The organism is Streptomyces sp. NPDC088766 (assembly GCF_044750845.1).
In the GTDB taxonomy this organism is placed as follows: domain Bacteria; phylum Actinomycetota; class Actinomycetes; order Streptomycetales; family Streptomycetaceae; genus Streptomyces.
On the sequence record NZ_JBIVKQ010000042.1, the window covers coordinates 17,049 to 43,074 of the forward strand.

At 69.5% G+C, this 26,026-nt stretch carries 27 protein-coding genes and 1 pseudogene; 19 read left to right on the forward strand and 9 right to left on the reverse strand.

Annotated elements, in window-relative coordinates; genetic code table 11:
• Nucleotides 1-10 precede the first annotated feature (10 nt).
• From ACIP5W_RS34740 to ACIP5W_RS34750, 3 genes are all read right to left on the reverse strand, one after another.
• Nucleotides 11-139 (reverse strand): hypothetical protein, encoded by a 129-nt coding sequence (locus ACIP5W_RS34740; RefSeq protein WP_401481904.1) that lies wholly within the window; start codon nt 137-139, stop codon nt 11-13.
• A gap of 103 nt (nt 140-242) precedes the next feature.
• Nucleotides 243-587 carry a hypothetical protein gene (locus ACIP5W_RS34745; protein ID WP_401481906.1) on the reverse strand — a complete coding sequence of 115 codons (345 nt, stop codon included), beginning with the start codon at nt 585-587 and terminating at the stop codon, nt 243-245.
• Between the two features lie 88 nt (nt 588-675).
• Nucleotides 676-1,638 carry a hypothetical protein gene (locus ACIP5W_RS34750; RefSeq protein WP_401481908.1) on the reverse strand — a complete coding sequence of 321 codons (963 nt, stop codon included), beginning with the start codon at nt 1,636-1,638 and terminating at the stop codon, nt 676-678.
• A gap of 571 nt (nt 1,639-2,209) precedes the next feature.
• Between ACIP5W_RS34750 and ACIP5W_RS34755 the strand changes: the two genes are divergently transcribed.
• The 17 genes from ACIP5W_RS34755 (at nt 2,210) to ACIP5W_RS34835 (ending at nt 16,271) form a co-directional block, all read left to right on the forward strand.
• Nucleotides 2,210-2,707 (forward strand): hypothetical protein, encoded by a 498-nt coding sequence (locus tag ACIP5W_RS34755; protein ID WP_401481910.1) that lies wholly within the window; start codon nt 2,210-2,212, stop codon nt 2,705-2,707.
• A 99-nt stretch (nt 2,708-2,806) separates the two neighbouring features.
• Nucleotides 2,807-3,232 (forward strand): hypothetical protein, encoded by a 426-nt coding sequence (locus tag ACIP5W_RS34760; protein WP_401481912.1) that lies wholly within the window; start codon nt 2,807-2,809, stop codon nt 3,230-3,232.
• The gene (locus ACIP5W_RS34765) at nt 3,229-4,074 is read left to right on the forward strand and encodes a relaxase/mobilization nuclease (protein ID WP_401481914.1); all 846 of its coding nucleotides are present in this window, start codon (nt 3,229-3,231) and stop codon (nt 4,072-4,074) included. Before ACIP5W_RS34760 ends, ACIP5W_RS34765 begins: the two co-directional genes overlap by 4 nt.
• 14 nt (nt 4,075-4,088) lie before the next feature.
• Complete coding sequence (locus tag ACIP5W_RS34770; protein ID WP_401481916.1) at nt 4,089-4,784, forward strand: hypothetical protein; 696 nt, start codon at nt 4,089-4,091, stop codon at nt 4,782-4,784.
• Between the two features lie 23 nt (nt 4,785-4,807).
• Nucleotides 4,808-5,566 carry a hypothetical protein gene (locus ACIP5W_RS34775; protein WP_401481918.1) on the forward strand — a complete coding sequence of 253 codons (759 nt, stop codon included), beginning with the start codon at nt 4,808-4,810 and terminating at the stop codon, nt 5,564-5,566.
• Nucleotides 5,563-6,213 (forward strand): hypothetical protein, encoded by a 651-nt coding sequence (locus tag ACIP5W_RS34780; protein ID WP_401481920.1) that lies wholly within the window; start codon nt 5,563-5,565, stop codon nt 6,211-6,213. Before ACIP5W_RS34775 ends, ACIP5W_RS34780 begins: the two co-directional genes overlap by 4 nt.
• Before the next feature lie 14 nt (nt 6,214-6,227).
• Nucleotides 6,228-6,638 carry a hypothetical protein gene (locus tag ACIP5W_RS34785; protein ID WP_401481922.1) on the forward strand — a complete coding sequence of 137 codons (411 nt, stop codon included), beginning with the start codon at nt 6,228-6,230 and terminating at the stop codon, nt 6,636-6,638.
• Nucleotides 6,639-6,912: 274 nt separating this feature from the next.
• Nucleotides 6,913-7,296 carry a hypothetical protein gene (locus tag ACIP5W_RS34790; protein ID WP_401481924.1) on the forward strand — a complete coding sequence of 128 codons (384 nt, stop codon included), beginning with the start codon at nt 6,913-6,915 and terminating at the stop codon, nt 7,294-7,296.
• Nucleotides 7,293-8,096, forward strand: a complete 804-nt coding sequence (locus tag ACIP5W_RS34795) for a DUF317 domain-containing protein (protein WP_401481926.1) — start codon at nt 7,293-7,295, stop codon at nt 8,094-8,096. Before ACIP5W_RS34790 ends, ACIP5W_RS34795 begins: the two co-directional genes overlap by 4 nt.
• A 28-nt stretch (nt 8,097-8,124) precedes the next feature.
• The gene (locus ACIP5W_RS34800) at nt 8,125-8,481 is read left to right on the forward strand and encodes a hypothetical protein (RefSeq protein ID WP_401481928.1); all 357 of its coding nucleotides are present in this window, start codon (nt 8,125-8,127) and stop codon (nt 8,479-8,481) included.
• Nucleotides 8,472-9,290: a DUF317 domain-containing protein gene (locus tag ACIP5W_RS34805; protein ID WP_401481930.1), complete on the forward strand. Its 819-nt coding sequence runs from the start codon at nt 8,472-8,474 to the stop codon at nt 9,288-9,290. Before ACIP5W_RS34800 ends, ACIP5W_RS34805 begins: the two co-directional genes overlap by 10 nt.
• Nucleotides 9,291-9,363: 73 nt before the next feature.
• Complete coding sequence (locus tag ACIP5W_RS34810; RefSeq protein ID WP_401481932.1) at nt 9,364-9,876, forward strand: hypothetical protein; 513 nt, start codon at nt 9,364-9,366, stop codon at nt 9,874-9,876.
• 103 nt (nt 9,877-9,979) lie between these two features.
• Nucleotides 9,980-10,528 (forward strand): DUF317 domain-containing protein, encoded by a 549-nt coding sequence (locus tag ACIP5W_RS34815; protein WP_401481934.1) that lies wholly within the window; start codon nt 9,980-9,982, stop codon nt 10,526-10,528.
• A gap of 126 nt (nt 10,529-10,654) precedes the next feature.
• Nucleotides 10,655-12,445 (forward strand): type IV secretory system conjugative DNA transfer family protein, encoded by a 1,791-nt coding sequence (locus tag ACIP5W_RS34820; protein WP_401481936.1) that lies wholly within the window; start codon nt 10,655-10,657, stop codon nt 12,443-12,445.
• The gene (locus ACIP5W_RS34825) at nt 12,442-13,707 is read left to right on the forward strand and encodes a DNA cytosine methyltransferase (RefSeq protein WP_401481938.1); all 1,266 of its coding nucleotides are present in this window, start codon (nt 12,442-12,444) and stop codon (nt 13,705-13,707) included. The genes ACIP5W_RS34820 and ACIP5W_RS34825 overlap by 4 nt, the downstream gene beginning before the upstream one ends.
• Nucleotides 13,707-14,822 (forward strand): DnaB-like helicase N-terminal domain-containing protein, encoded by a 1,116-nt coding sequence (locus tag ACIP5W_RS34830; protein ID WP_401481940.1) that lies wholly within the window; start codon nt 13,707-13,709, stop codon nt 14,820-14,822. Before ACIP5W_RS34825 ends, ACIP5W_RS34830 begins: the two co-directional genes overlap by 1 nt.
• A gap of 66 nt (nt 14,823-14,888) precedes the next feature.
• A complete protein-coding gene (locus ACIP5W_RS34835; protein ID WP_401481942.1) occupies nt 14,889-16,271 on the forward strand; it encodes a DUF317 domain-containing protein in 1,383 nt (460 codons plus the stop codon).
• A 154-nt stretch (nt 16,272-16,425) separates the two neighbouring features.
• Here ACIP5W_RS34835 and ACIP5W_RS34840 read toward each other — a convergent pair whose 3' ends face one another.
• On the reverse strand, nt 16,426-17,100 hold the full coding sequence (locus tag ACIP5W_RS34840; RefSeq protein WP_401481956.1) for a DUF5655 domain-containing protein: 675 nt from the start codon (nt 17,098-17,100) through the stop codon (nt 16,426-16,428).
• Between the two features lie 396 nt (nt 17,101-17,496).
• Between ACIP5W_RS34840 and ACIP5W_RS34845 the strand changes: the two genes are divergently transcribed.
• On the forward strand, nt 17,497-18,753 hold the full coding sequence (locus ACIP5W_RS34845) for a hypothetical protein (protein ID WP_401481944.1): 1,257 nt from the start codon (nt 17,497-17,499) through the stop codon (nt 18,751-18,753).
• 383 nt (nt 18,754-19,136) lie between these two features.
• Entirely contained in the window at nt 19,137-19,472 is a 336-nt protein-coding gene (locus ACIP5W_RS34850) for a hypothetical protein (RefSeq protein WP_401481946.1), read from the forward strand.
• Between the two features lie 80 nt (nt 19,473-19,552).
• Here ACIP5W_RS34850 and ACIP5W_RS34855 read toward each other — a convergent pair whose 3' ends face one another.
• From ACIP5W_RS34855 to ACIP5W_RS34875, 5 genes and pseudogenes are all read right to left on the reverse strand, one after another.
• Nucleotides 19,553-20,134 carry a DUF6262 family protein gene (locus tag ACIP5W_RS34855; protein WP_401481948.1) on the reverse strand — a complete coding sequence of 194 codons (582 nt, stop codon included), beginning with the start codon at nt 20,132-20,134 and terminating at the stop codon, nt 19,553-19,555.
• Nucleotides 20,131-22,761, reverse strand: a complete 2,631-nt coding sequence (locus ACIP5W_RS34860) for a tyrosine-type recombinase/integrase (RefSeq protein WP_401481950.1) — start codon at nt 22,759-22,761, stop codon at nt 20,131-20,133. The genes ACIP5W_RS34855 and ACIP5W_RS34860 overlap by 4 nt, the downstream gene beginning before the upstream one ends.
• Nucleotides 22,758-23,936 (reverse strand): tyrosine-type recombinase/integrase, encoded by a 1,179-nt coding sequence (locus ACIP5W_RS34865; RefSeq protein ID WP_401481952.1) that lies wholly within the window; start codon nt 23,934-23,936, stop codon nt 22,758-22,760. The genes ACIP5W_RS34860 and ACIP5W_RS34865 overlap by 4 nt, the downstream gene beginning before the upstream one ends.
• 120 nt (nt 23,937-24,056) lie before the next feature.
• A pseudogene (locus ACIP5W_RS34870) lies at nt 24,057-24,287 on the reverse strand (transporter); the annotation flags it as partial.
• A 471-nt stretch (nt 24,288-24,758) separates the two neighbouring features.
• A complete protein-coding gene (locus tag ACIP5W_RS34875) occupies nt 24,759-25,211 on the reverse strand; it encodes an NUDIX domain-containing protein (RefSeq protein ID WP_401481954.1) in 453 nt (150 codons plus the stop codon).
• Nucleotides 25,212-26,026 lie beyond the last annotated feature (815 nt).

Consider the following 26,026-nt stretch of genomic DNA (forward strand, 5'->3'; position numbering starts at 1 on the left):
AGGACCCTCCTTACGAGCGGCCGTCGTTGAGCCAGCCGAGGACGACTCCCACGATGAAGTCCGAGTAGGCGTTCGCCCTGTTGTGGGCTCTGAGCTGCTCCTTCACCCGACGGCTCTCGGTGAGCTTGGCCTCGGACACGGGGGTCCGGGCGTGCGCGTCCTGGAGGGAACTCTCGGCGTCCCTCTCTTCGCGGTCTCCGACTCGGGAGACACGTGGCTGCGTCGGGCGAAGGGCCACATCGTCAGGTGCTCCTAGCGGGGTCGGGGCGGTGCCCGAGTTCGAGGAGGAGCGTGTTCAGCGTGCGGCCCTGCTCGACGGCGACGTCACCGCGCTCCTCGGCCTTGGCGAGCTGTTCCCGCGTCGCCTGATGAGCCTTGCGTTCCTTCTCGAACGCCTGCCGCCAGTTGTCCTTCTCCGTCATGAGGTTGTTCATGACGTACTTGGGGACGATGACGCCGACGATGAGCAGGACGACGACCAGGCCGATGATGCCGTACTGAGTGAACTGGCCCAGCATCTTGCCGATGTCGGGGCCGCCGCCCCCGTCCTCGGCTGCGGCCAGCCTGAGCAGCTCAGGTATCAACAAGGGGACCTCTTTGCGGGTGTCCGCAGGAAGGTCCGGCGCTGTGAGGGCATGCGAAAGCCCCGGCCGAGACCGGGGCTTCGGCGGACTACTAAGAGGTAGGTTGGGGTGGCTCACGGGGCAAGGAAACGGCTTCCAGTGTTTTCAGGAGTGCCTTGATTGCGTTTTCCGCCACCCTCACCACAACTTCGGGCAGTCGAGCGTCCATGACGTCAATCCCGGCTGCCTCGACGTGCTCGATGGTCTCCAACGGTAGCTCGCACAGCGTGCACGTGTACCCGGCGTAGGACTCACGCCGTTCGGCTGCTGACGCGCCGTCGCTCTCCACCCCGCTTGTGAAGAGCATTAGGGCTGCGTGCGGGTTTTCGCACGCGGGACAGACGACGTGGCCGACGGCAAACTGGCCGTCTCGCTCGGTTGGGTACGTCAGGCCCGTTATCACGGCCTTTTCCCTGAGAGCCTGTACGGCTGTTGAGGGCAGTCCGCGCGTCCGTTCTCTGTAGCGGTGGCGAGCCTGCTCGATGAGCCGCTTGACGTCGCGCTCAACCCTTTCGAGCTGATCGTTCAGGGAAATTTCGATCACGCTGTACTGGTTGCCCCAATAGTCCACGGGGGCGATTCCAAGGTGAGCCAGCAGAGTGTTGGTCGTACGGCCAAACGTGGCCAGGACATCCGCGCTCTCCGCTTCGGTGGGCCCAAGGTGCACGACACCGTTGCGCAGCTCGATCAGCTCGTCCAGGTCCGGGTCCTTCGTCAGCCACCCTGCCGACCGTATGCGTGAGAGAGCCGCTGAGGCACTGACGGTCCGGATCCGTTCCGTATGAGGCCGGAGCCCTGCGAAGTGCAGGAGCGCCCGGTCGTCCTTGACGGCACCTGTCTCCATCAGCAGTACAGGGTTGGTCTTGACCAGGGCTGCCTTCATCAGGCGCTCGATGCTGACGCCCGTGTGCAGGACGAACACCTCGTCGTCTCGGTCACGGTGGGCTTGCAGCGCGAGCCCGGCGAACTTCTTCGCCCCGGCAAGCAGACTCTCGAAGGAGAGCGAATCGTCCATGTCCAGGACGGTAGCCACCCCTGTAATACAGGGCGACGGATTTTAAAAACCTGGCCCCAGGGCGAACCGCACCCAGGAGCTCCCCGGGAGCCGGGAGCTTGTTCATGAGCCGTGCGAGTGGCCGCCGCACCTGGAGTCGGACCACCGCCGACCGGCTGATCATCGCCAGCGCCGCGTTCCTCGCCAGGTGGCTCCCGCTCGTAACTCTGCCCGCGCCGTTCGCGGCCACCGTCGCCATCGCAGTGCCCGGTGCGTTCCTGACCGTCGTGGTCGCTTGCGCCTACGTGACCACCGATGCCCTCGCCCCGGCGGGCCGGACCAGCGAGGCGTATGCGTGGCTGATCCTCTCGATCGGCGTCGCACAGTCCGCGGGTACCGCCCTGGCCGGACGCCTCGCCGAGCAGCCGCTCACCAGCGCTGTGCTCCCCGCCGCCGGCGCGGCTTTCGTCCTCGCCGTCCTTCTCGCCGCGCGCCGACAGCTCCGCCCCGCCGCCCACTCCGAGGCCAGCACAAGACGCCCTGATCAGGGCGTAACCCCACCACTTACTAACCCCTTTGAGGAGACCGACTTATGGCCGTGCGTACGCACTGGACCGTGGAGCACGCCTGCTCCCACAGCGTGGATCATGACCTGTCCAATCGCCCTGCCGACAAGCGGGCAGGCTTTGCCCGTTGGCTCGCGTCGAAGGACTGCACCGACTGCTGGAAGGCGGCGCGCGACGCCGACTCCGAGTCCAAGGAGGAGTGGCTCGTGGCCAAGCGCGCCGAGGAACAGGAGGCAGCCGTCGCGTGGGCCAAGCAGTTCGACATGCCGCAGCTGGAGGGCCCGGAGAAGGCCCTGGACTGGGGCGAGCGCTCCCGCCACCAGCTGATGACGGCCGCGCACACCGCGCTCGTCGTCGAGGGCACCTGGGACGAGGCGGACTGGGCGGAGCTGGAAGAGAAGGCCCGCCCCATTACCCGTGCTGGATGGTGGATCGACCAGCGCGACGCCGACGGCACTGACCTTCTCGAACTCCTCGACGCAGCCAGTGAGGCGGACCGCGGGACGGAGAACCCGTTCCGCTGACGGCGGGGCAACATAGCCGGGAAACGCCGGTTAGCCAAACCGGCGTTCCTCCGGACTATTGATGCTCCCACCCCGCCAGCACTCGCGCGGAAGGAACTCATGTCCCAGCCCCCGCCCACCTCGGCGTTCGCACCGACGCCCGACACGCTCACCCCCGACCGGGACATCACCCACGCCCACTTCCAGGCCGGTGACACCGTCGTCGTCCTGAAGGGGGTGGCCGGCGGAGAACTGTGGGGCGACGCGATGCGCGTCGTCGCCCCGTCCTGGCACACCCCGACCGACGAGGACGGGTGGCGCCTGCGGGATGCGACCGGCGGCGCCCAGTCCTACGTCACCGCCCACCCCCGCTACCTCGTGCACCTCTCACGCCGCTGCCCGGACTGCCTCATCTATCTACGGGCCATGGAGGACACCCTCCTCGCACGGTTCGCCGACCGCGACGAGCTGATCGACTGCGGCTGGTACACCACCACCGCCCTGGGCCAGCTCGTGCACATCGCCGACATCCGGAGCAGCCGGTGATCCCCCGCCTGCACGAGCGGACCCACCGGCCCCACGCCCCGCTCGAAGAGGCGTTGGGGCGGCCGGTCTCACCGAACGAGGGCCTGACGGAGCACACGATCGTCGCCCACTGGCCCGGCCTGGATTACTTCACCTTGGACGACGAGCAGAGGATCTGGACGTCCGTCCAGTGGGCCGAGCACCTTGAAGACCCCTACCTGGAGCATCCGTTCGCCGCCAGCCCCGACGACGACCGGCGGGCAATCCTCCACCTCGATGTCCGCCTTCACCCGGACGACCGGGAACTGACAGGACCGGAGTGGGCCGAGGTCGCTCAACGGCTCGCACGAGCCGCCGGCATCGAGATCCCCGGCAAGGAACATGGCTGCCGGTGGATCGCCGTCCAGGCCCAGCCCGGGCGCCTCGACCTGATCGCCAACCTGATCCATCTCGACGGCGCGTGGCACGCTCCTCCTGCGGACAAACTGCGGCGCCTGGCACAGGAGGCGCGTCGCATCGAACAGGACCTCCACCTGATCCGTGTCCGATCCGACCCCCCTTTGCGGCCTGCCGTCCGCGCGGCGCTCACGGCGTCGGCCCAGCTCGCGACCATCCTCACGCAGCTCGCCGACGAACAGGCCGGCCCTCTGGCCGCGGTACGCGAACTCGTCGAGCACACCTCGCACCGGATCGCTCGCCAGCCGGGAGCAGCCAGCACCGATGCGGCGCACCGCCTGGAGCTGATCGCCCGCCGCCTCCACGCCATCCAGCAGGACCTGGACACCACCGCCTACCGCCTGGTCCAGCCCCGTGCCGTCCCGGCCCCGGCAGCCGTCCGGCACAACGCCCACCGATCGCCGTAGGAGAAAACATCTCCTTGCCCCGCACCGACCGCTTCCTGGACATCTGCCGCGACCCGCACCCCGATGAACTCCTCGCCCGCGGCGGCGACTCCGAGGCGCATAGCATCCTCCAGCGCGCGGGCTTCGTCGCCGTCGTCCGCGTCCATGAGACGTACCACCGCACCCCGACCGGCCTGGCGGAGGACGACGAGTCCCGTCTCGCCACCGACGCCGTGGCCCACCTGCGGGCGGCCGGATACCACGTCGACTGCGACGCGGACTTCGACACCGACTCGTGTCCGGCCAGCTACCTGCCGCTGGGCTCCTCCGTTGCCCACGTCGCCGAGCGCCTTCGCGAGGCCGCCACTACGGGCGAGGCGGCCGATGCGCTGACCGAGCTGACCGCCGCCCACGACGGTGTCCTCGCCGCGCTGGAGGAAGTCCTCACCGCCACCGCCGACTTCCACGACGGGCTCGGCCAGGCGGCCGACCCCTACATCGCGCGGCGGCTGCGCTACCTCGCCGACGAGCACCTTCACGTCATCCGTACCGACCTCTCCGAGACCCGCAACCAGCTCGCCGACCGGCATGCCCCGCACCCTGGCCGCAGCACCTGCACCGGGGAAGTCCCGTCAACCGAGCAAGAGCGCTCTGCCGTGTGCGCCTGCCCGCCACCGCCGCGCACCCTACCGGCCCCGCCGCCCCCGATGGCCGCCGGACTGCGCCGCTGACTCCCACCTCGCCCAAGGACACCATGCACGACCACCACACCTCCGAGCGCCTCGCCTCCTACGCCGACGTTCTCGCCGGCGAACTCCCCGACAGTTGGACCAGCTCCCACCTGCCGGCCGACGCCAAGGACGACCTCGCCGAACTCGCCGACCGCATCTGGGACCTGGACCTGGTCGCCGCCTCTCTCGCCGAGCACCCCCTGCAGCAGGCCGCCATCCTGAGCCGACAGGACGGTGCGCAGCTCGCCCTTCTGGACCGGCACGACGGGCGCGACGGCTTCCTCATCGCCGCCGTCGCCCCGCACGCCCTGCCCGACGAGGCGTTCCGCGGCGTTCCCGAGCCCAACGGCATCGCCCTGGCCGATGACCCGTTCCTGAGCGCCGAGCAGGTCACCGGCGACCTGCTCGCCCGATACGACGCCGCCCTCGCCCAGGTCCGCCACAACGCCCTGGACGGCATCCAGCCCTCCCAGCCGGACCGGGTCGTCCTGACCTGGCAGCCGGACGGCAGCATCGCCACCGCCCCCGCCGACGACCGCGCCAGCGCTGTCCTCATGGCCCACGGCTTCGCCCAGGACCCGCAGAGTGGCATCTACCGCCTGAGTGGTGACGACACCCAAGCCCAGGCCCGCGCCCTGCGCGAGATCGGCCCGCGCCTCGACGCGCTCGGCATCGGCACCGCTCTGCAGCATCCCGCAGGCCGGACCGCGCCCAACGCCGCCGCCGCTTCCATGCCGCCCGTCCCGGCCGCTCCCCGTACGCCGGCCACCCGGTCTCGGTGAAGCAGACGGAGCCCGACTTCTGGGTGCTGGAGTACGTCACCATCACCAAGGACCCCCGAACCGACCTGGTCGTGGCCATCGGCGGCACCGACAAGGCCGCGGACATCCTCCAGCGAACCGGCGGCTCCCTCTCCGCTCCCGGACCGCGCGGGGACTATCACCGGCTTCCGCACGGCCTGCCCGTCCAGCAGCAGCGCCGGAAGGCGACCGCAGCCTCGCACGCTCTGCTCGCCACCGGTCACAGCGTCCACCTCGACCCCACGCTGAACATGCTGGTCGCACCGGACGGTGAACGTGAGGCCGCCCTGCCCTACCTGGCGGGCCTCGCTGAGCGAGCCGCAGCCGCCACAACCAGCGGCAAGGTGGCCGAGGTCCTGACCGAGGTCGCTGCCCCCGTCCACGGGCTGCTGCCCCTCGCCAGAGAGGTCGCCGTCCGCGCCTGGATCGCCGCCAGCGACTTCCAAAAGGCCGCGCCCGCCGGAGAACCAGATCCCATCGCACGACTCGGAAGCATTGCCACCTCCGTGAGCGAGGCCGCGCGCGCCATCCTCCACGCCCGCAACTACGCCGCACGCCCTGCGCAGCGGCCGGCCACTGCCTCACCACCGCCGAGCCGCGCCCAGCCTGCGGAATCCCGCCGCCGCTGACCCCGTAGAACCACATGGCCAACCTGGCCGACGAATACGGCACGGACGTCGAGATCTACATCAAGGCCCTGACGACCACCATCCACGCCGACACCCCGACGGGTGCCCCCGCCCAGCTCCACGACCTGCTGGAACATCTCGGCCTGGAACGCCACGCATACCCCACGGACGCGCCGCTCTACATCTGGCACACCGTGCCCGAACACCTCGACACCGACGAGCAGAGGAGGCGGCTGGCAACCCGCGCCATCCCCACGCTGCTGGTGGCCGGGTACGAGGTCAACTGCACGCCCGAAGTGTTCGACGAACACGCCTACCAGCAGGCCGCGCAGGACCTGCGTAGCCGAGCCCGCCGCCCTGCCGCGCGGCAACCGGCGCCGTCCAACTCCGCCTCGCCTCCAACGCCAGCCCGCCGCAAGCCATAAACGCCTGGGTGGCCCCGGCGCCGAGCCGGGGCCACCTGCCTCACCACCCGAATCCCGGAGAAACCCGTAGCAACCCGCACACCCCCACCGATCAGCAACCGGCTCAAGCCCCGACTCGCCACGGCCCTCTTTCGCCGCTATCTGCGCGCCTGTATTCCGACCGGCCCCGACCGTGCCTCCCTGCTGGCCGGCGCCCGCCCGGAGGCCGTCCTCGCCGAGACGCAGCGCGTCGGGCAGCGCCACCACCACTGACCGTCCACCGCCCCGGAGGAGTATGTCCCACCCCGCCCCCTACCCGGTGAGACTGGCCGACGAGATCACTCGCCAGCTCGGCCAGCTCGCCGACCGCCTCTCTCAGCTTCCCCCGCCCCAGGCCGCTCAGGTCATCGCCTGCGTGCTCGACCCGGACACCGGAGTCCTCGGCGGCGTCACCCACCTCGTCGCCACCGGCAGCGTGTTCGCCAAGGACCAGGCAGAGCGAGGGGCGCTCCCCCCGGAGGTGTGGCTCGCCCTGGGCCGTGCCTCGAACGAACTCGGCGACATCACCCTCGACCTGGACGAACACAAAGACACCCTCCAGCGCGTCGGCGCCCAGCCCGCCACTATGGCGGCGAAGCCCCCAGCACCCGCACCGCTCGTCGTCCGGCGCCGCCGGTGAAGAAGAAGCAGTGGCAGGGCTGGGGACCCGACGAGCAGGCCGAGCAGCACTACCTCGTCCAGCCCCGCGCCCTGGCCGGCGGCGGCGACGTCCGGCACGTCTCGGAATTCCTGCGCGCCTCCGGCTGGCGGGACAAGTCCAAGACGGGCGGCCCCCTGCACATGGAGAGCCCGGACCGCACCGTCCGCATCGCCTACGACCCCTACGTCCTCCCCGGCGGATGGACCATCCACGGCAGAGCAGACGGAGCGAACGGCGAGTGGTCTGCCCACCTGGGCCGGCAAACGCCAGTGGAGATCGTCGCCGGCCTGACCGACGCCCTCACCCGCCCCCGCTCTGCCCACGCCCCCAACGTCTGGGCCCCGGTGCAGGAGCAGAACTGGCGCACGCGCTTCGAGGGCCAGGACTACATGGCGACGAGTCCCGACGGCACCTCGTGGATGCAGTACCGGCAGAGCCCCGACGGGGCGGTGATGTGGTGGACCGGAGCGCAGGACAAGCAGGGCAACGGCTGGACGGCCAACTTCACGCCGAACACCCCGATGCACCTGGTTCAAGCCTTCTCCACCGAACTCGCCAGCCCGGACCCCGTGATGCGCCCACGCGGACGCGTGCCGATGAGCGCGCAGATCCGTACCTGGTCGGTGTCCGTGAAGCCCTCCCAGCTCAGCGCGTGGCAGCAGGCCCGCATTACGGCCGCCCGCGCCGCCACCTGGGCCCGCAACAGCGCCCGTAGCACCAGGCCGCGCGCCAGCGCCCGTCCCTACACCCTGGCCGACGGCGCACGCACCCGCCGCTGACCGCAATAGCCCCGCCCCGAGGAGCCCGATGCCCGCACTCACCCCGGACACCATCCGCACGCTGACCGAAACGCTCGCGGACCTCACCGACTACCTGCGCGAGAACCCCGACCCCGCAGAAGCCCTCGCCCTGGTCGAGCCCCTCCTCGACGAGTACACGGGCCTGCCCGTCCAGTTCGCCGACACGCTGCGCGCCCTCGCCCGCGCCGTTCAGGAGAACCCGGACGCACCGCGCAGGGCGCAGGGCGACCTGCTGATCACCGAGCTGCGCACGGCCGCGTGGGAACTGGCCGACCAGCACACCCTCCACTACGTGCTGGACGATCTCCGTGACCTGTATGGCAGTTCGCCGACGAGCGAGCAGGGGTGCTGCTGGTGCCGCTGAGCGAACGGCAGCTCGCCGCCTTCGCCGACAAGCACGCCGTGCAGATCCCGTACGACACCAGCCCCCGCCACCTCGCCGGCCCCGGAGACGCCCGCCACGTCACCCACGGCCTGGCCGCCGCCGGATGGAACGCCGTCTCCGACCCCCTGAGCGCCGAGATCATCCTGGCCAGCCCCGACCTTCGCCACCGGCTCCAGTTCGCCCCGCAGTCCCACACCTCGGCGTGGTGGCGGCTACGGGCGGAACCCGTCGGCACCGAGCCCGGCTGGTACGCCGAGTTCGGCGAACTCGTGCCCGCCGAGGTCCTCGCCGCCTTCACCGACGCCCTCACCGCCCCGCCGCCACAGCAGCCGGACCCGTGGCAGCAGGTGACCTCGGCAGGATGGCACCACGAGCCAGACGGCGCGCGCTCGCCGGACTCCATGTGCCACATCGAACTGCGGCCGTTGAACGAATTCCACGACCGGTCGTCCTGGCACATCGAGACCCGCGAGCCCGGCCACGGGGAGTTTCCCGGCCCGCGCATCTGGCACGCCTACCTCGACGAGCACACCCCCGCTCACCTGGTCAGCGCGTTCCTCACCGCGCTGACCGACCGCAACCCGCTCCAGCGCGGCATGTTCGAACGCACCGGCCACTACAGCGCCGTACAGGAGCCCAGCCCGCTGCGCCCGCAGCAGGTGGTCGACGCCCACGCCACGCGCATCAAGCATCTACGCGCCCAGGCACGCTCAACCCGCCGCCAACAGACGAAACCCGCGACGATCCCGGCGCACGCCAATACCGCGCAGCCGGCCGCGCACCGCTGACCTGACAGGACCCCTCCCCATCTCCCGAGACCACCACGCACACCACGACTTCCTGCGCCACCTCGACCACTACGTGCGGGACAGCCAGAAAATCCTCGACGCCTGGGACGCCTACTCCGACGAGCACACCGACCTCGACGGCTGGCCCTACGACGACCACGCCTACGGCATGCGCAAGAGCCAGCGCGATGCCGACACCGCCGAGGCGTTCGAGCCGCTCCGCTACGGCGCCCGGCACCTGCTGGCGACCGCCGAGACACAGCTGGCCCAGCTGCCGGAGAACACGGTGCAGAGCCGCTGGGTCTACCAGCTGGGCGTCCTGCACACGGCCCTCGACCGTCTCGACGAACTGCACGAGCAATGGCTGCTCACCCGCGACGCCCTGCCCGCCACCGCCAAGCCCGGCACCGCCGAATTCGACGACGCCCTCGCCGAACATCACGCCGAATCCTGGAGCTACCTCGACGACTGGGCCACCCACGGCAAAGCGCTCCGGGAGATCAATATTGCAGCCCGCAAGGCCCCCTCATCCCTGGTTCCCATGTCTGCCCTCGCACTCGTGCGACGAACCGCGGCACGGAAGTGACTAGGTGTATTGCCCCGCGCCACCTCGCCGGCGGCGGTGACCCCGCCTGGATCACCGTTCTCCTACAGCGCGCCTGCGGGTGGAGCCACGGCACGACCCCCTGATGCCACGCGTCCTGTTTTCCAGCCCCGACCAGAAGGCCCTCCTGCGCCTGAAGCCCGACCCCGACGACCAGTGGTGGACCCTGCACCACGTCGCCGAGCCGGACCGGCCCGCCTGGTACGCCAGCTTCGGCGCCCGCACGCCCGTCGAACTGAACGCCGCCTTCACCGACGCCCTCACCGACCCAGCCCCAGCCGCTGACGCGCCTTGCGTCCCGTACGGAGCGCTCCGGCAGGCCGGCTGGTCACCGTACGGCGACAACGGCCTTGCTTCCCCCGACAAGACGGCATACGTCGAGCGGCTGGGAACACCGACTGATCCGGAGGTCTGGTTCGTCACGGTCACCCTCGGCATGCACCAGAAGGTCTGGCAAGCCCGCTTCGGTGCGCACACTCCGCCACACCTTGTCACCGCGTTCACCGCCGCGCTCGGCGATCCGAAGCCCGTGCACCGCACCGACAGCGGGCGCAGTCTGCCGACCCTCTCGACCCGAACATCGTCATCCGCCGGACGACCGACGTGCTCGCCGTGTACGTCGTCGGCGCGCTGACCGCGTTCACTCCCTCGCTGCCCGGCACACCATCACGCCGACAGCCCCGAGCCCCTCGCGGCAGGCGCCGCCCAGGCACGGCCGCAGCCGCTGACCCTCCCCTCCCCGCCCGGAAGCACGTAGCCCTTGTTCCCTTCCTCCTCCAGTAGCAACACCGACGGATACGACCTCGTCCTGCGCCTCCTCCTCGGCGTGCTCGCCGTCGTCGTCCCCCTGTCCCACCTGGCCTGGCTATCCGGCAACGCCACCGCCTACCTCACCGGCGCCAGCTGGGCCCCCTACCAGCCGACCAACGCCCTGCTCCACCCCGAGCAGGTCTGGCCCGACGCAGGAAAAACATCCCTGCTGATCGGCGCCCGCATCGTCCCCGTTCTCCTGCTCCTGGCCCTCGGGGCGGGGGCTGGCGTCCTGTGGGCCTGGCACAAGAACCGAGGCGGCGGCCGGAAGAAGATCACCGACATGGCCAAGGCCCAGGACATCGAGCCGCTGATGGCCAAGGCGATCACCGACAAAGCCCGCTCCCTGCGCCCCAGCCTGAAGGACAGCAAGCACATCGACGCGAAGGACACCGGCATCCTTCTCGGCAACCTGCAGGGCAGCCGCCACGAGGTACGGATGGGGTTCGAGGACGTCGCCGTCGCGATCATGGCACCCCGGTCCGGCAAGACCACCTCGCTCGCCATCCCGTCCATGCTCGGCGCACCCGGCCCGGTCCTGCTGACGTCGAACAAGGCCGCCGGCGACGCTTTCACCACCGCCTACGAGGCAAGGGCCCGGGCGGGGTCGGTGTGGACCATGGATCCACAGCAGATCGCGCATGCCGCCCGCGAGATGTGGTGGAACCCTCTCGCCAGCGCGACCACCTTGGACGGGGCGAACCGTCTGGCCGGACACTTCCTCGCGGCCTCGGTGGACGCCTCCCAGCAGGGCGACTTCTGGTCGAAGGCCGGCAGCAACATCTTGTCCCAGCTGCTCTTGGCCGCGGCGCTCGACGAGCGGCCCATCACCGACATCATGCAGTGGCTCGCCTTCCCCGCCGACCGCACTCCGCTGGACATCCTGCGCGACCACGACTTCGCCGCCGTCGCCGCTCAGCTCAAGGGCACCGTCGAGGGCCCACCGGAGACGAGGGACGGCATCTACGAGACCGCCCGGCAGTACGCCTCCGCGCTCCTGAACGCGGAAATCGCCGCGTGGGTGACCCCGCAGAAGGACGTCCCGGAATTCCGGCCGGAGCAGTTCGTCACGTCCACCGACACGCTGTTCCTGCTCAGCAAGGACGGCGGCGGCGGAGCCTCGGCGCTGATCGCCGCGTGCGCGGACTCGGTGATGCGGGCCGCGACCGCGCAGGCCGAACGTGCCGGCGGGCGCCTGGATCCGCCCATGCTGGCGATCCTCGACGAGGCTGCCAACGTGTGCAAGATCAGCGACTTGCCGGACCTGTATTCCCACCTCGGCAGCCGCGGGATCATCCCGATCACGATCCTGCAGTCCTACCGCCAGGGCCAGAAGGTCTGGGGAGACACGGGCATGGACGCCATGTGGTCCGCCTCGACTGTCAAGGTGATCGGCAGCGGTATTGACGACCCGGACTTCGCGGACAAGCTCAGCCGCCTGATCGGTGACCATGACGTGGAGACCACGTCCACCTCGCACTCAGAGTCCGGAAAGAGCACGTCGGTGTCGATGCGGCAGGAGCGGATCTTGCCAGCCGACGCGATCCGCGCCCTGCCCAAGGGCACCGCGCTCTGCTTCGCCACCGGCATGCGCGCCGCCATGCTCGACCTCCGGCCGTGGTACCGGGAGCCCGGCGCGGAGGAGCTGTCCGCGGCGTCCGCCCGCGCGTCGCAGGCGATCACCGCCCGCGCCGTCGCGAAGCACGCGCCGACACAGTCCGACTTCGGGCTGGCCACGTGATACTCGACCTCTTCGCGGGGCCGGGCGGCTGGAGCAGGGCGCTGCATGTCCTCGGCGTGCGCGACGTCGGGCTGGAATGGAACGAGTGGGCGTGCAAGACCCGGGCCGCGGCTGGGCAGTTGACCATCCGCACCGACGTGGCAATGTATCCGACCTGGCCTTTCATCGGCCGCACCCGCGGAATGATCGCTTCCCCTCCGTGCCAGGCGTGGAGCATGGCCGGCAAACGCCTCGGCCTGCTCGACCAGCCGCTGGTGCACGCGGCGGTCGAGGACCTGGCCGCCGGACGCGACACCCGCGAACGCCTCCTCGCCGCGTGCCGCGACGAGCGCTCCCTGCTCGCTGCCGAGCCGATGCGCTATCTGTACGCCCTGAACACGGTCGGCGAGCCGGACTGGGTCGCCATGGAGGAAGTTCCGCACGTCCTGCCCTTGTGGAAGCAGTACGCGGCCGTCCTGCGCGAGTGGGGGTTCTCCGTCTGGTACGGGATCCTCAACGCGGCCGACTTCGGCGTTCCGCAGACCAGGAAGCGGGCGATACTCCTGGCCTCCCGCGTCCGTACGGCGCAGCCTCCTACTCCCACGCACTCCCAACTCGCCGAACCGGAGCCGCTGTTCGGTCCGGGCCGCGCCCGCTGGATCAGCATGGCCGAGGCCCTGGGATGGGGCGCGACCGACCGGCCCGTCCCCACGGTCTGCGCGGGCGGCGGACCCGAACCGTTCCCGTCGGGCTCCCGCAAGACGCTGTCCGACGCCCGCGAGCGCGGCACCTGGATGCCCCGGCCGGACGAAGTGGTCCTGCAGTCCCGCCGCGAAGGCGCCGGATGGGCGGCACGGCACGGCACACGGGAGAACCGAGCCGCCGACGCTCCGGCGCCGACGTTCACCGCCGAAGCGCACCGCTGGTCCTGGTCCCTGCGCAGCAACAACCAGGCCAACGCCACCGTCCGTCCGCTGTCCGAGCCAGCAGGCACGCTGTTCTTCGGGCACCGGGCGAATGAGTGCACCTGGGTCGCCGAACCAGCCTCGTCTCCGACCGAGGACACCGACGCCCCAGCCCCAGCGGTGCCGGAGCCGATCCGGATCACCGCCCGCGAGGCCGGCCTTTTGCAGACCTTCCCCGCCGACTACCCCTGGGCCGGAAACAAAGGCCAGCAGTTCTCGCAGATCGGCAACGCCGTACCGCCGTTGCTCGCCAGCCACCTTCTCGCCCCGCACCTCGGCGTCTCCGTTGACCCCGACGACTTCACTCTCGCCGCCTGATGCCCCACGCTCCCGAACCTGACGAAGACGACTTCGACGCAAGACCGCCGCAGCCTGTGTTCCACGTCGAGCAGGCCCTCCTCGGCGCACTCCTCCTCGATCCGCACCGTCTCGGCGACGTAACCGGCATCGCCGCCGACTCGTTCTCCATCGCCGCGCATGCCGCCGTGTTCGCTGCGATCAGCGCGCTGCCGCCGCCCGACCAGGCCGAGCACGCGGAGAACGCCGATTGGCTCGACCGCATACTCACCACGGGACGCGAGCGGGCGCGCGGACTGACCGCCTCGTACCTGCACACCCTCGTCCAGGTCTGTCCCTGGCCCCGCCACGCGCCTGCCTACGCGCGGATGGTCGAGGCCGAACATGCCCGCCGCCGTCTGCAGACGGCCGCCGAACGCCTCGTCCAGACCGTCCACGATGTCTCCCTCCCGCACCCTGTCCAGGCGGTGCTCGCCGAGGCCGACGCGCTCGCCGCGGTCGTGGACGACATCGCAGCCCGCTTCCCGCCGCGCGCAGGCGTGCTGCCCCGCACCGCGGCACCATCGCCGCCCGTCGCGCCCGACTACACGGAGGCGGTCGAGGAGGAGCAGATGCTGCTCGCGACCGCCACCGCCAACCCCGCCGACATCGAGTCCGTCCGGTGGCTACTACCCGACGACCTCACCCTGCCCTTGCACGCCGGCCTGTGGCAGTGCCTGACCGCCCTGGCGCGCCGCCGCGAGCCCGTCGACCCCGTCACCGTCCTGTGGGAGGCCCAACAGCGCGGCCTGCTCGACGACGGAAGCAAACCGGGCGAGGTGCTCCACCTGCTGGCCGAACCGGCCGGTTCCGTGGAGCACTGGAGCGAGCGCGCACTGCAGCGCTCCCTCCTGGCCACCGCCGATCGCACCGGCCGGCGCATCGAGGCGTACGCCGGCGACACGGCGAACACCCCGTTCCAGCTCGTCGTCGGCGCCCGCCGCTCCCTCGCCGACATCGGCGCCGTCCACACCCGCTGGCAGCACGCCACCGGAACGGTCCCGACGCCGCAACCGCGACGGGCTCCCACCACCCGTGCCGGCCCGCCAACAACGACGGCCGCGTACACCGGCCGCGCCGCGCGAGCAACCCGATAGCACCCCGCACACGCCGGTGGCCGGACCCGAAGGCCCGGCCACCGGCAGAAGAGACGACACCCCAACGTGACTCCCACCATCGACACCCACGTTCGCCTCGATACCCACCCCACCCATCCAAGCGCCGTGACTGCCGTCCTGACCGGCACCCAGGCCCACGTTGCCCACCTGAGTCTGGAGGCAGCCGACTGGACCGTCGTCGCCGACAATGTCCTGGTCCTGGTCCGCATCGACCACGAGGAGCCCTACTGGGTCAAGGACACAGCCAAGCATCTGTTCGCCGACGGCATCATCGTGGAGACCACCCCTCGGCTCCAGGAGGCCATGGACGAGGAATGGACCTGGGCGAACTATCCGATGCCGTGGTGCACCCGCAGCGAAATCCGCGAGGTCTCCAATCAGGCGCAGAAGATCCACGACGACATCCGCCACGGCCAGCTCCTCATCCACGCCCACGCCCACGCCCACGCCCACGACGGCCACACCACCGTCGCAGTCGGCACCTACCTCCACCGCAACGGCAAGTCCGTCTACCTCCATGGCGAGGACCACCTGCGCCAGGTCACCGACACCTTCGACTCACCCGCTGGGGCCCTGCTCGCCTTCGAGAAGGTCCACGGCGCCGAGATGCGCCCCGGCCCGGCACCCCTGACCGAGACCGAACGCGCCGCTGCCGAGGCCCGCGCCCCGCTCTCTCTCACCGCAGCCAAGGCCGAACCGGCCCGTCCGGAACCGGAGACCGTCCCGGCCTACCTGGCCGATGCCGGTGACCACGACGCGCTCCTCGACGCGTTCATCGACTCCCACAGCGAATGGGAGAAGTGGCGGACTTGGTCGGACGAGACGACCCACGCCATCCACGAGTCCCAGACCCTGCGCATCGAGCGCGTCCACGAAACGCCCGCTCACGAAACAGCGTGGACCGTAGCCGCCTACGAGACACCCGTATCCGACCGCATGTGGGTCCTCACCGCGACCGGCGCCACTCCCGCCCCGATGTTGGAGGAGCTGCTGAATCACCTCGCCGAAGGCGACGGCTGGGACGCGGCCATCAGCGCCCCAGTGGACGAGAAGATGGTCACCGTGGCCACGCAGCCCCTCTCCGACGCCGGATGGAAGCACACCGTGGAGGGGCGATGGATCCGCTGGAAGTCCCCCACCGGGGACGCGGGCGTCCAGTTCGACGCCTTCACCGCCCAGCACCCGAGCCACAACCTGGCCACCTGGACCGTCTGGGCCGGTCCCGGCCCTGACCGGCCCACCTGGGCCGTCACCGCGTCCCCGCACACCCCGAGTTCGCTGCTGGCCGATCTCTCCGAGGCCCTCGCCCACAAAACCGGCACTCGCCACCCACAGACCGGAACCCCCGAACGCAGAACGAGCCTCGTCACCAGCCCGCCGGTCACCCCCGCGGTCGCGGCCACCCCCGCTGTCAGCCGTACACGCTGATCGTCAGCACGCAAGAGCGGCGCAACATAGCGCGGGATCGCCGATTAGCCCAACCGGCGATCCCGCACATCATTGGTAGTCCACCGCCACGCCCTACTCGCACGTCGAAAGGGGCCACCCCACGGCCACAGAGCAGCCATAGGCCGGCAGACGATCACGCCGCCGCGTAGCTGGCCCGGAACAAATCCTGCGCCCGCTCCACGTCTCGCGGCGTACGCAGCTGCACCTCCAGATCACCCGTCCCGTGGTGACCGAGACCGGACACGTCACGGGTGAAACCCGGAACGAGGTCGACGTCCTGCGGATCGACCTTCAGGTAGACCAACAGCTTGCTGCGCTGCGGCGGGCAGAGGCAGGCGAAGTTCCGCAGCCGCTGGTAGGCCCGGTAGGTCTTGCGCTCGACGCGGTTCACACCGTTCCCGAGCCCGAGCAGTACCTCGTCGACAGCGGTCGCCAGCTCCACCATCGACGCGCCCCCGGCGCCGGCCGCCGCCCTGGCAACCGCCTGGCGGCGCGGCCGGCGTGCTACCTGCATGCCGCCGCTCACGGACGCCACGGTCTCAAGGCCGAGCAGGTCGCTGCCGAAGAGTCGGTAGCGGACCAGATCGATCGACCTCCGGTGCTCGCGCACGGCATGCACGTCGTAGCGCGTGAAGTCGCCGGCGATACAGATCAGGCGCGGTCCGCTCCACAGGACCTGGGACGCGGCCGTCACCCCGAGCCGGTCGCGGACCAGCTGCTCGAACTCGGCGCGATGGTCCATCAGCCACGCCAGGTAGAACAGGCCCTGGTTGATGACGCCGGCGTCGACACCGCGCTTGTACTCGATTTTACCGACCGCAGGAACTCGTGAACCGGCTCTGGACTGCGACGATTTATAGACTACATGTCCGTGACGGCGAGTTGAGGCTGCTGCGGTAGCCCGCTCGATTGATCTCGGTTGGAGCCTTGGACGGCCCCGTAGCCGTGTAGCTGCTACCACGGCTTCTGACGGTCTCGACTCTGTCCGCGTTCAGTGCCAGCCGTGCCCGATGCCGCTCTTCGCTCACGACGTCTCAAATGAGATCTTGCATCCACTCTTCTTACGTGCGCATGCCAATGGTTGGCCGTTGCATGAAGTACCGTCCCGATCGGCTATGTGACGACATCGTCGATCTGAGACGGGAGTGATCTGATGTCGCAGCGCCGGGAAAGATCCCGAGCGATACGCCTGATACCCGCAGCGGTGATAGCCGCGCTCCTTACGACACTCATCGGTGTTGCACCTGCCGACGCCGCAGCACCTGCGGCGTCACGAAGCACCGCAGCCCAGACCGAGACCGAGACCGAGACCGACGAGAGCGTGCAGGGGCAGTTAACTTCACGCGCGACTCCTGGGTCTGACCGCCCCACCGCCGAGCCTGGGCAGAAGCTGGCACGGCTCTCCGAGCCGGAGACGTGTACCGAGCCGAACGCCGAGGGCGCCTCGGTGTGCGTACAGGAAACCAAGCCGGCCGATCTTCCTGCGCGCCTGCCGCAGAACTCGCGCGCCGCCCTGGCCGCCGTGGACCCGCCCCAGTGGTGTGAGGACGCGAACGGCATCATCCTCGGCACCCGCACCCAGATCTGCCAGGTGACCGGCCTCACGTACACCACGCGGCAGACCGTCAATGGCCAGACGACGGTTACCGGTCAGGCCAGCATGATCGTCATCAACTACAGCTACAGCGACACCGGACTGCCCACGTTCGCCCATCAGATCGAGGTTTCCGCGTACGACGGGTGGGGCGACGCCCTGAAGGCATCCGTCGACGGGCAGGCGACCATGAGCGGGTCCTGCACGCGAGAGAGCGCGTCGTTCCCCGCGCAGCCCCTGCTGCCGCTGAACTCCTGGCGGTCGGGCGAGGCGTTCTTCGACACCACTGCCACCGCGGCCGGCGCCATCGGCACCTGCGCCACCTACTGGTACCTCACCTTCACCAACGCTCAGTATTCGCCGGCCGTCGTCGACTACCAGCTCAACCAATTCCGCTGCGACAACGCCACTGTCGGACGAGCCACCGTCGGCTGTGTGGTGCCCTGGTACGCCTCGGAACTCGTCTACAGCAAGGCGTCCTACCCCTCCCTCGCCTCGCATGTGGAGCGCGCCCAGGCATCCGGCCTCCCCGGTGCCACGTTCGAGAACCCGCTGACCAGGACAGAAGATGCCACGATAGTCAATACGAACCGTAACCTGGCGTGCGGAGACGCCCCCAGCATTACGGGCCTGAGCTGCGATGAATACCCCATCGCGCGCTCCCTTGAAGGTCTGTCCTCCGGCGGTACCCGGCGCACCTTCGATGGTTGCCAGATGTCCCACGTGTCATCTGGGACCGGCCCGACGGGCGTCAGCGTCTGCATGATCACGGCCACGGAGAACAGCGCTCAGGGCGGTCTGAACACCCAGTTCTTCCGAGCTGAGCGCGTCCTTGACGGAGACCCCTTCAGAGTCACCGTTTCCTGATGCACCGTGCGGGTGCCGAGGGAAACCACGGCACCCGCACCCGCGGAGAATCGCGGTGTCGCTCCGGATGAGCCTGCGCTCTGCCCGCACTTGTGCAAAGCGTGGCAGGCTTCCACCCGGAGCGATGCCGTACCAGCCGGGAGATTCCCATGAGCGCCGCACACAACGTGTACGTCCCCGAAGGCACTTTCGGTGTTCTCGACGCCGGAGAAATCCCTGTTCAGACGGCGGACTGGAGCAACGGACTCGCCGTCCCCATGTCACACGGGGCTCTCATCGTCACGGGAGTCCATACCGGCGAGATCCGGGCAACCGCAACTCCTATGACCGGCCCACCACCCTGGCCCGCAGATGACCTCTGGGAAGAGATCGCGGAAGTCAGCGTGCATGCTCCCACGGGCGGCCTGCGGGTCGAATCCCTTGAGCAGGGCCCGGTCGACGGACTTGCACCCCTCAGCCCGGCGGGACCGGGCTGGTACCGGCTCCGCGTCCACGCGCGAGGCCGCAGCACCCTCCCGGACAAGACCAGCCCCGAACCGGTGGAGGACTACCTCCTGATGACCTGGCCCGCGCCGTGGGCCGACGCGGACATCCTGCGCACGAGCGACCGTCTGGAACACGACCTCGCTCACGCGGCCGACACGCCCCCGCCGCAACCGCCCGCTCCCGCACGAAGTAAGGAGCAGGAGACGCTCCGTCGGCGCCTCCTGCGGGGGTAGCCCATCTCCGGGGCAGCGGGCCCCCAGAGATGGCGGGCGGCCTCGCCGTGCGCCACCGGGCTGTGGAAGTCGGCCAGGTTTCAACTGAACGGGTCGGCGAGGCCGGCTTCGAGGTCAGCGATGCGCCGGTCCTGGAAGCGGAGGTTGGAGCGGGCGGCCTTGAGCCGTTCGTCGAGGGTGCGGTTGTCGGCGGTGAGCTGATGGATCCTCTGCTTGAGTGTGGTGTTTTCGGTGGTGATCCGTTGGATAGTCTCCTTGGTCCATTCGGCTTCCAAGTCCCGAATCTGCCCGAGGAGTTCACCGATACGGGTCCGCTGAGCAAGGATCTCGGCCTGGGCTGCCTTGAGGCCCCCCTCGGCGTTCAGCGCGCGTTCGCGCCAGGTCGACTCGCGCTCGTTGGCCTGCTCGGCGAGCGTCCGGACGCGGCGTTCGCCGCCCTCGGCCATGGCGGTGGCGACGGCGGCTCTGGCCTCCAGGTTGTCATAGAGGAAGGTGCGGGAGACGTCCGCGCGGCGGGCGACAGCGGCGACGCTGACCTGGGCCTTCTCGCGCCGTAGCCGGGCGATGGCCGCGTGGACGCGGTGGAGGGCGGCTTCGGTCCGCTGGCGGCGGGCCGCCAGGGCCGCGGCCGTGCGCGGTGCGGGGACAGCGGCGGTGTTCATGCGACGTCCTGTTCGGGGTCGGTGTCCTCGGCTGTACGTGTATCGCTGTTCTCGTCCGTCTCGTCGCTGCCCGCGTCGGCGAGGTCGGTGGCGCGGAAGGCGGTGGACCATACGCGGTGGAAGTAGTCCTGGGGTTTGCGTAGGTCCAGGGCGAGGGCGTCGTCGAGGAGGCCGAGGCCGGCCAGGGCCTTCTCCAGGCCGTCGATGGCGCGGGCGGTGGGTTCGAAGTAGCGGTGGAGGTAGTCGGCGGTGGCGTCGTCGGGAGCGCGCTCGGCCAGCAGCCGCCACTGCTCGCGTTTGCGCCGCCAGTAGAGGAGGTCGGCGCCGGACAGGACGAACTTGTCGCAGTTGTGGCAATCGAGGTTGAAGGGGCAGGCGCCGCCGTTCACGACGGGCTGGAAGGTGCAGAACCCGCCCTCGGCGGGGGTGCTGCGGCGCGAGAGGTCGATGGCCAGGGCTTGGGCCTGTTCTCGGGTGAGCGGGGTGGTGTCGCTGGTCAGGAGTTCGCCGGGGTGAGCGGTGCCGGGTCCGGCGACCCACACGTGCTGAAGGACGTTGTCCAGGTCCGACTGGGTCAGGTGGACGTAGTGCTCGGCCATGCGGTCGGAGACCTGGCCGAGGTAGCGGCGGATGTGCGTCAGACTCGCGCCGTGCCGCAGCAGCCGGGTGGCCAGCGTATGCCTGGCCTGGTGGGCGACGTAGTGACCGCCGAGGTCAAGCTCGGCGATCCAGCTGCGGAAGCCGGTGTGGAACCAGGTGTAGGACAAAGCGCGGCGGCCGTCGGGGTTGAGGATGTCGGTGGGGAACAGGGCCAGGTGAGCGCGTTCGGCAGCAGCGGGCGGGCGGCCGGCGTGCCGGTCGGCGTAGTGGATCAGGGTCTTTTGGCGGCGTTCTTCGAGCCGGTGAAGGAGATGGTCGGGGATGCGGACGGCCGCGTTCAGGTTGCCGACCTTGGTCTGGTCGTGCCAGAGCAGAGGCAGCCCGCCGTAGCGGCCGACGCAGTCCAGGCGAAGCTGGATGACCTCGCTGGCGCGTCGGCCGGTGACGATGATGGTCTCCCACATGTCCCGCAGGCCCCGGTCGTGCGGGTCGTAGCCGTCTGCGAGCTGCTGCAGGTTGGCCTCGTCCGCAAGCGCCCGGGCGACTTCGTCGGGGAACGGGTTGCGGCTGCGGGGCGTGCCCGGGCCGCCGACCGGCATAGCGGCGATGAAGGCACGGTCCAGGCCGATTCTCTCGGCGCTGCCGCTTTCCAGCGCGCCGCGCAGCAGAGACCGGCCGTAGTTGAACACCATCCGGCGCGAGTTCTCGGTGACCTTCGCCCTTTTGCCGTCCAGGCGGGCCTGGCCGCGGAAGGCCAGGCCGAGGCGTTCGCGGTTGCGCAGGTCCGCGACGAAGCGGTGGACGTGCTCGCCGCGCAGCACAGACGGGTCGTGGCCGCTGCCCGGCGCCTCCGCCTCCAAGAACGCGGACAGTTCGGCGGCTGCGCGGCGCACGAAGTCCACCGGCTGGGCGCTGCGCGGGCAGGTGGGTGAGCGCAGCACGTCGGCGATGTGGTCCCACAAGAGGTCGCGCAGCCACCGCTGGGAGATGCAGGTCAGGTCGACGTAGCTGGAGCGGTGGGGGAAGCGCACCCCGAAGTGCTCGGTCTCGATGTAGCCGACATCCCGGGTGTCGGAGGGGGTGAAGTAGATCTTCCGCAGGGCCTGTTGTATCTCCTGGACCATGCGCTGGTGGTAGGCGCGGCGGAAGACGGACGCATCCAGGCCGGCCAGAGACGCCACGTCACGGCGCTGGCACTCGTCCGCGAGCGACTGCACCCACGTCAGGTGCCACACGGCGACGGGTTGTAGGCCATGGACATACATCCCCCACTGCAACTCCGCCCGTAGCAGGGGCCGCAGCCCGCGTAGGTTGACCGTCCCGGTGCGGTGCACCGGCATCTGTGCTCGGCACCAGGCGCGGAAGGCGACTTCGTCCTCGCAGGTCACCGGGACAGGGCGATCACGGCGCTCGTAGGTGGCGAAGAAGTTCTTCGGCAGCGTCGCCCCTCCTGGGCGCCCGTCCCGGATGTAGCCGCGCTCGTGCGCGCCGCACAACCCCAGCGGCGAGGCGGCCAGTTCGTCGCACACATCCGCCCGGCACTCCCCATAGCCCGGCAGCGACGGCTGGTCGGCCAGCCACCGCTCGAACTCCCCCTCGTTCACACGTCCTTCGGGGTGCCGCTTCAGGTGGCTCAGCCACCGGTTGCGGTGCCGGAAGCACAGCACCCGCTGCAGGCTGAACGCCGGCCGCTGCGGACAGATCCGGCACATCATCGCCTCCGGCATCTCCGTGGCCGGCAACGGCTCCGCGGTCCGCAGGAACTGAGACCGGTCTATGCCGCGTGCCTCCGCCTCCTGCCACTGCTCGGCGTGCACCGAGCACATCGCGTAGCGCCGCCAGCGAGGCCGCGCGCAGTCGACCACCGTGCAGCTCCACGGATAGACCGGGTGCGTCGGCGGGATCTTCAACACCCCGCCGCGCAGCACCGGGTCGAACTCGGGCCCGTTGATCAGCGCGGTGAGGACCTCCAGCCGGTCCCGTCGCATGCGGGCGTCCTGCTGCGGTAGCAGCGACGGCTCTATCACTTCGTCTCACCCCAGACCGTGCACAGGGCGGCGTCGAAGACCGGGTCGTGAACGTCGATGTGTCCGTAGACCTCATCCACCATCGCGGCCGAGGCCCAGCCCCCGGCGTCGCGGGCGATCAGCGTGTTGCCGTCGGCGGCGTCGAGAACCGCGGACGTGAACGAGTGCCGGAAGGCATGGGGTTTCACGACCCCGAGTCCGGCGCGCTTCCCGGCCCGGCCGAGCATCCTCCGGGCCCCGACCGGTGCCCATGGCTGTCCGGTAGCAGCGCCGTGCAGTTGGACCAGGAGCATGCCATGCTCGGTGCCGCGCGGGTACTCGGTGGTGACGTACTCGAAGTAGGTGTGCACCATCGCTGGACTGACCCGTTTGATCAGCCCGCCGGTCACGATGCCGTGCTCGACCCGCCAGGGGTGCTTGGTCTTGGCCTCGGCCCGGTTCGGATTGCCGGGCCGGTGACAGACGTGCAGGTGAGGGGTGCGGCACTCGCCGCAGGCCGCGTTCTCCCGCAAGTGCAGATCGACCAGGTGCAGCCCGCACAGCTCGCCGATGCGAAGCCCGCCGTCAGCGAGCCAGGTGACCACCAGCCGGTCCCGGGCGGCGTTCACCGTCTCCAGCAGCCTCTCCTTGGCGCCGTCCGGGAGCATCTTCGGATGCCGGCGGTGCGGCCCCTTCGGCGCCAGCGGGTTGGTGGGCAGCGACGACTTCACGTGCCCAAGGAACGAACGGCGCCGGTCCACCCGCGACGGCAGCCGCGACGTGCCGAGCTTCCTGCCGAGCTCCCCGTTCACGCCGAGGGAGGACTGATGCAGGTAGAAGCCCTTCAGGCAAGCCGCCGCGGTCGACAGGGCGGAGTGGCCGTAGGGGCGCTTTCCGACCCGCCACGGCTCGCCGAGTGGCATGCGGACCACCGCACCTACCAGGCCCATGTACCGTTCCAGGTCCCGTAGTTGGACCGCATCGAAGGCCAGGCACTCCCGCTCCAGCCACCGCAGGTGGTCCACCAGCAGATACGCGTACGTCCTCTGCGTTCCCGAACCCTCATGCAGACGCAGGAACCGATCCGCCTCCGCATGGACCGTCGCCTCGGGCCACACGATCGTCCACGACCGCCGCCCGTCCTTCCGCTCGATCTGCTGGACCCTCAGGTCCCCGACCACCACGTGCCGTGCCACTCGTCCTCCGTACCGACTCCAGAACATGACAGACGTCCCGGACACGGTCGGTAAACAAGCCCGGGACGACCTGGTCACAGTCCCAGACGGACATCACGGGCAGGACTACCTGCGGTCGGTAAACTCGACGATGACCGGTGACCCATTCTCGTCCAGCCCGAGCGAATCGATGCGGCCCCCGTGAACCGGCCCCGTGCCATACTCTCTCGCCAGGAACCGGACACCCAGCAACGTCTCCATGTGCGCCTCGACGAGACCTTGCACATCTGCCTCGGCCTCAGCAAGACGCGGCGTGACCTCGGTCATGCCGCTATTCGTCGTGTCCGTGCGGAACAGCTTCAGGCCCAACACCTTCCCCTCCTCGACTCGGAGATCACCAACGCCGATGAGGTGCGGAATTGTTTCCGCGAGAGGCTGAGGAGGCGTGAAGATAAGACCCTGCGTGCGGCCCGGCCGGAGAGCGGTCGCCTCTCTCGGTCACCGGGAATCTACGGTTCCCCCATGCGTCCCCGCGCCCCAGGGGACAGCATTAGGAAGCTCTGGGGCATGACGCCACGAGGGCTGGCCGCGGCAACGCTATGGCGCCATTCCGTCGCCGTACCATCCTTGGCAGAACGGGTGTGGAGCGAGCGCAGGCCGAACCTGGGGGGCAGGTCCGGCCTGCTGATGGCGCTGCTCTTCTGCGCGAAGGTCGCATGGCCACACGTGCACCCGGGGGGGATCCCCCGCTGGAGCCGGCCAGGAAGGAAGCCGCGCGGCTCATTGCTGAGCTTCACAATTTTTGGGCGACGGCCCTGCGGCAGCTGCCCGGACTGACCGTCATCAGCCCTCTGGCCAGCCGTCCAACGAGAGGATCGGGCCCCAGTCCAAGTACCGCTTGACCGCGACCAGGGTGGTGTGTGTAAAGGGTTGCGGAAGGTCGTCCGGAGGCACCCAGGCGATGGTGTCGTGCTTGTCCGGCTCCGCATTCCGGGGAGTACCGCTCCACTGGTCGGCGTGGAAGACCAGGGCCATGAACATCCCTGGGGCCTCCGCTCCCCAGCAGCCATGGACGACGTGGACGAGGCGCAGGTCCGTCTCGGCGACGACGACGCCCGTCTCCTCCTTCAGTTCTCGTACCGCAGTCGCGGTGATCGGTTCCCGCGGCTCGCCCTTCCCGCTGGGGACGTCCCATTCGCCAGGCGCGAAATCCAAGTGGCTGCTCCGCAGCAGGATGAGGAGTCTGCCGTTGTCAGGATCCGTGACAAGAACAGCAGCGATGAGCCGCGTCGTCATCGGTTCACTCTTCCACCGGGCCGCCGGCTGACCGGACTCAGTCAATCGCCTTCCTCCAAACGATCTCAAAGCGTGGGAGCGATAAACCCAGCTCATAAGCTCGGTCAGTCTGCCGCAGAAGCCGAACGATGCGCCTCAATATTTCGCGGCGCGAACGCCCGCTGGTCGGTTTTCATGACCAGCCCTCGCTCTGATCATGGGCCCTTGACTCGAATGCTGCCCCTTTCGCCAGGATACCCAGGATTCCCACGCATTGACCGCACCCAGCCGATCCGCAAGAAACGCCTCAACGGGCAGGACCTGCGCCCACTTCCTCGCCATCCAGTCGCTACCGAACCTTCGGAGCGATCGGCTCCGGGATGAGGCCGGGCCCCGTCGCAACACCGTCGGACGACAAGGACCTCCACCTCAGCAGGAGATCAGGAAGACGCCTTTGAGCCATAGGTTTCACGCCATCCGCTCTAATCAGCACCCATCCTCCGCCATGACGGCCACACGAACTGGGAACGGTCACCCGAGAGTGGCACGCCAGCCTTCACAGGCTGTCCCTCACCGCATGCATAAATAGCGCACCAGTTCGGATTCTGAGTGATTGTCAGTGCCGTGTCCTAGCTTGAAATCACAACGCGAGACCGGGAATGGGGGGAAGACCTGGTGATCTTTGAAGAGCCGTCCGCAATCTACGAAAGCATCACGTCGCGGATGCGAGCCCTAGCGGTGCAGGGGCCGTTGCGTGATCGCGTTTCGTCCGGAGTGCCGTGCTGGCCCGTCCTTGGAGGGGACGTCCCGGTTCGGACGGGAGCGGACGCAGTGCA

Excerpts from the sequence above, each read along its gene's own strand:
- ACIP5W_RS34750 (WP_401481908.1), bottom strand. The coding sequence starts at position 1,638 with ATGGACGATTCGCTCTCCTTCGAGAGTCTGCTTGCCGGGGCGAAGAAG.
- ACIP5W_RS34755 (WP_401481910.1), top strand. The coding sequence starts at position 2,210 with ATGGCCGTGCGTACGCACTGGACCGTGGAGCACGCCTGCTCCCACAGC.
- ACIP5W_RS34760 (WP_401481912.1), top strand. The coding sequence starts at position 2,807 with ATGTCCCAGCCCCCGCCCACCTCGGCGTTCGCACCGACGCCCGACACG.
- ACIP5W_RS34775 (WP_401481918.1), top strand. The coding sequence starts at position 4,808 with ATGCACGACCACCACACCTCCGAGCGCCTCGCCTCCTACGCCGACGTT.
- ACIP5W_RS34785 (WP_401481922.1), top strand. The coding sequence starts at position 6,228 with ATGGCCAACCTGGCCGACGAATACGGCACGGACGTCGAGATCTACATC.
- ACIP5W_RS34790 (WP_401481924.1), top strand. The coding sequence starts at position 6,913 with ATGTCCCACCCCGCCCCCTACCCGGTGAGACTGGCCGACGAGATCACT.
- ACIP5W_RS34800 (WP_401481928.1), top strand. The coding sequence starts at position 8,125 with ATGCCCGCACTCACCCCGGACACCATCCGCACGCTGACCGAAACGCTC.
- ACIP5W_RS34815 (WP_401481934.1), top strand. The coding sequence starts at position 9,980 with ATGCCACGCGTCCTGTTTTCCAGCCCCGACCAGAAGGCCCTCCTGCGC.
- ACIP5W_RS34830 (WP_401481940.1), top strand. The coding sequence starts at position 13,707 with ATGCCCCACGCTCCCGAACCTGACGAAGACGACTTCGACGCAAGACCG.
- ACIP5W_RS34855 (WP_401481948.1), bottom strand. The coding sequence starts at position 20,134 with ATGAACACCGCCGCTGTCCCCGCACCGCGCACGGCCGCGGCCCTGGCG.
- ACIP5W_RS34875 (WP_401481954.1), bottom strand. The coding sequence starts at position 25,211 with ATGACGACGCGGCTCATCGCTGCTGTTCTTGTCACGGATCCTGACAAC.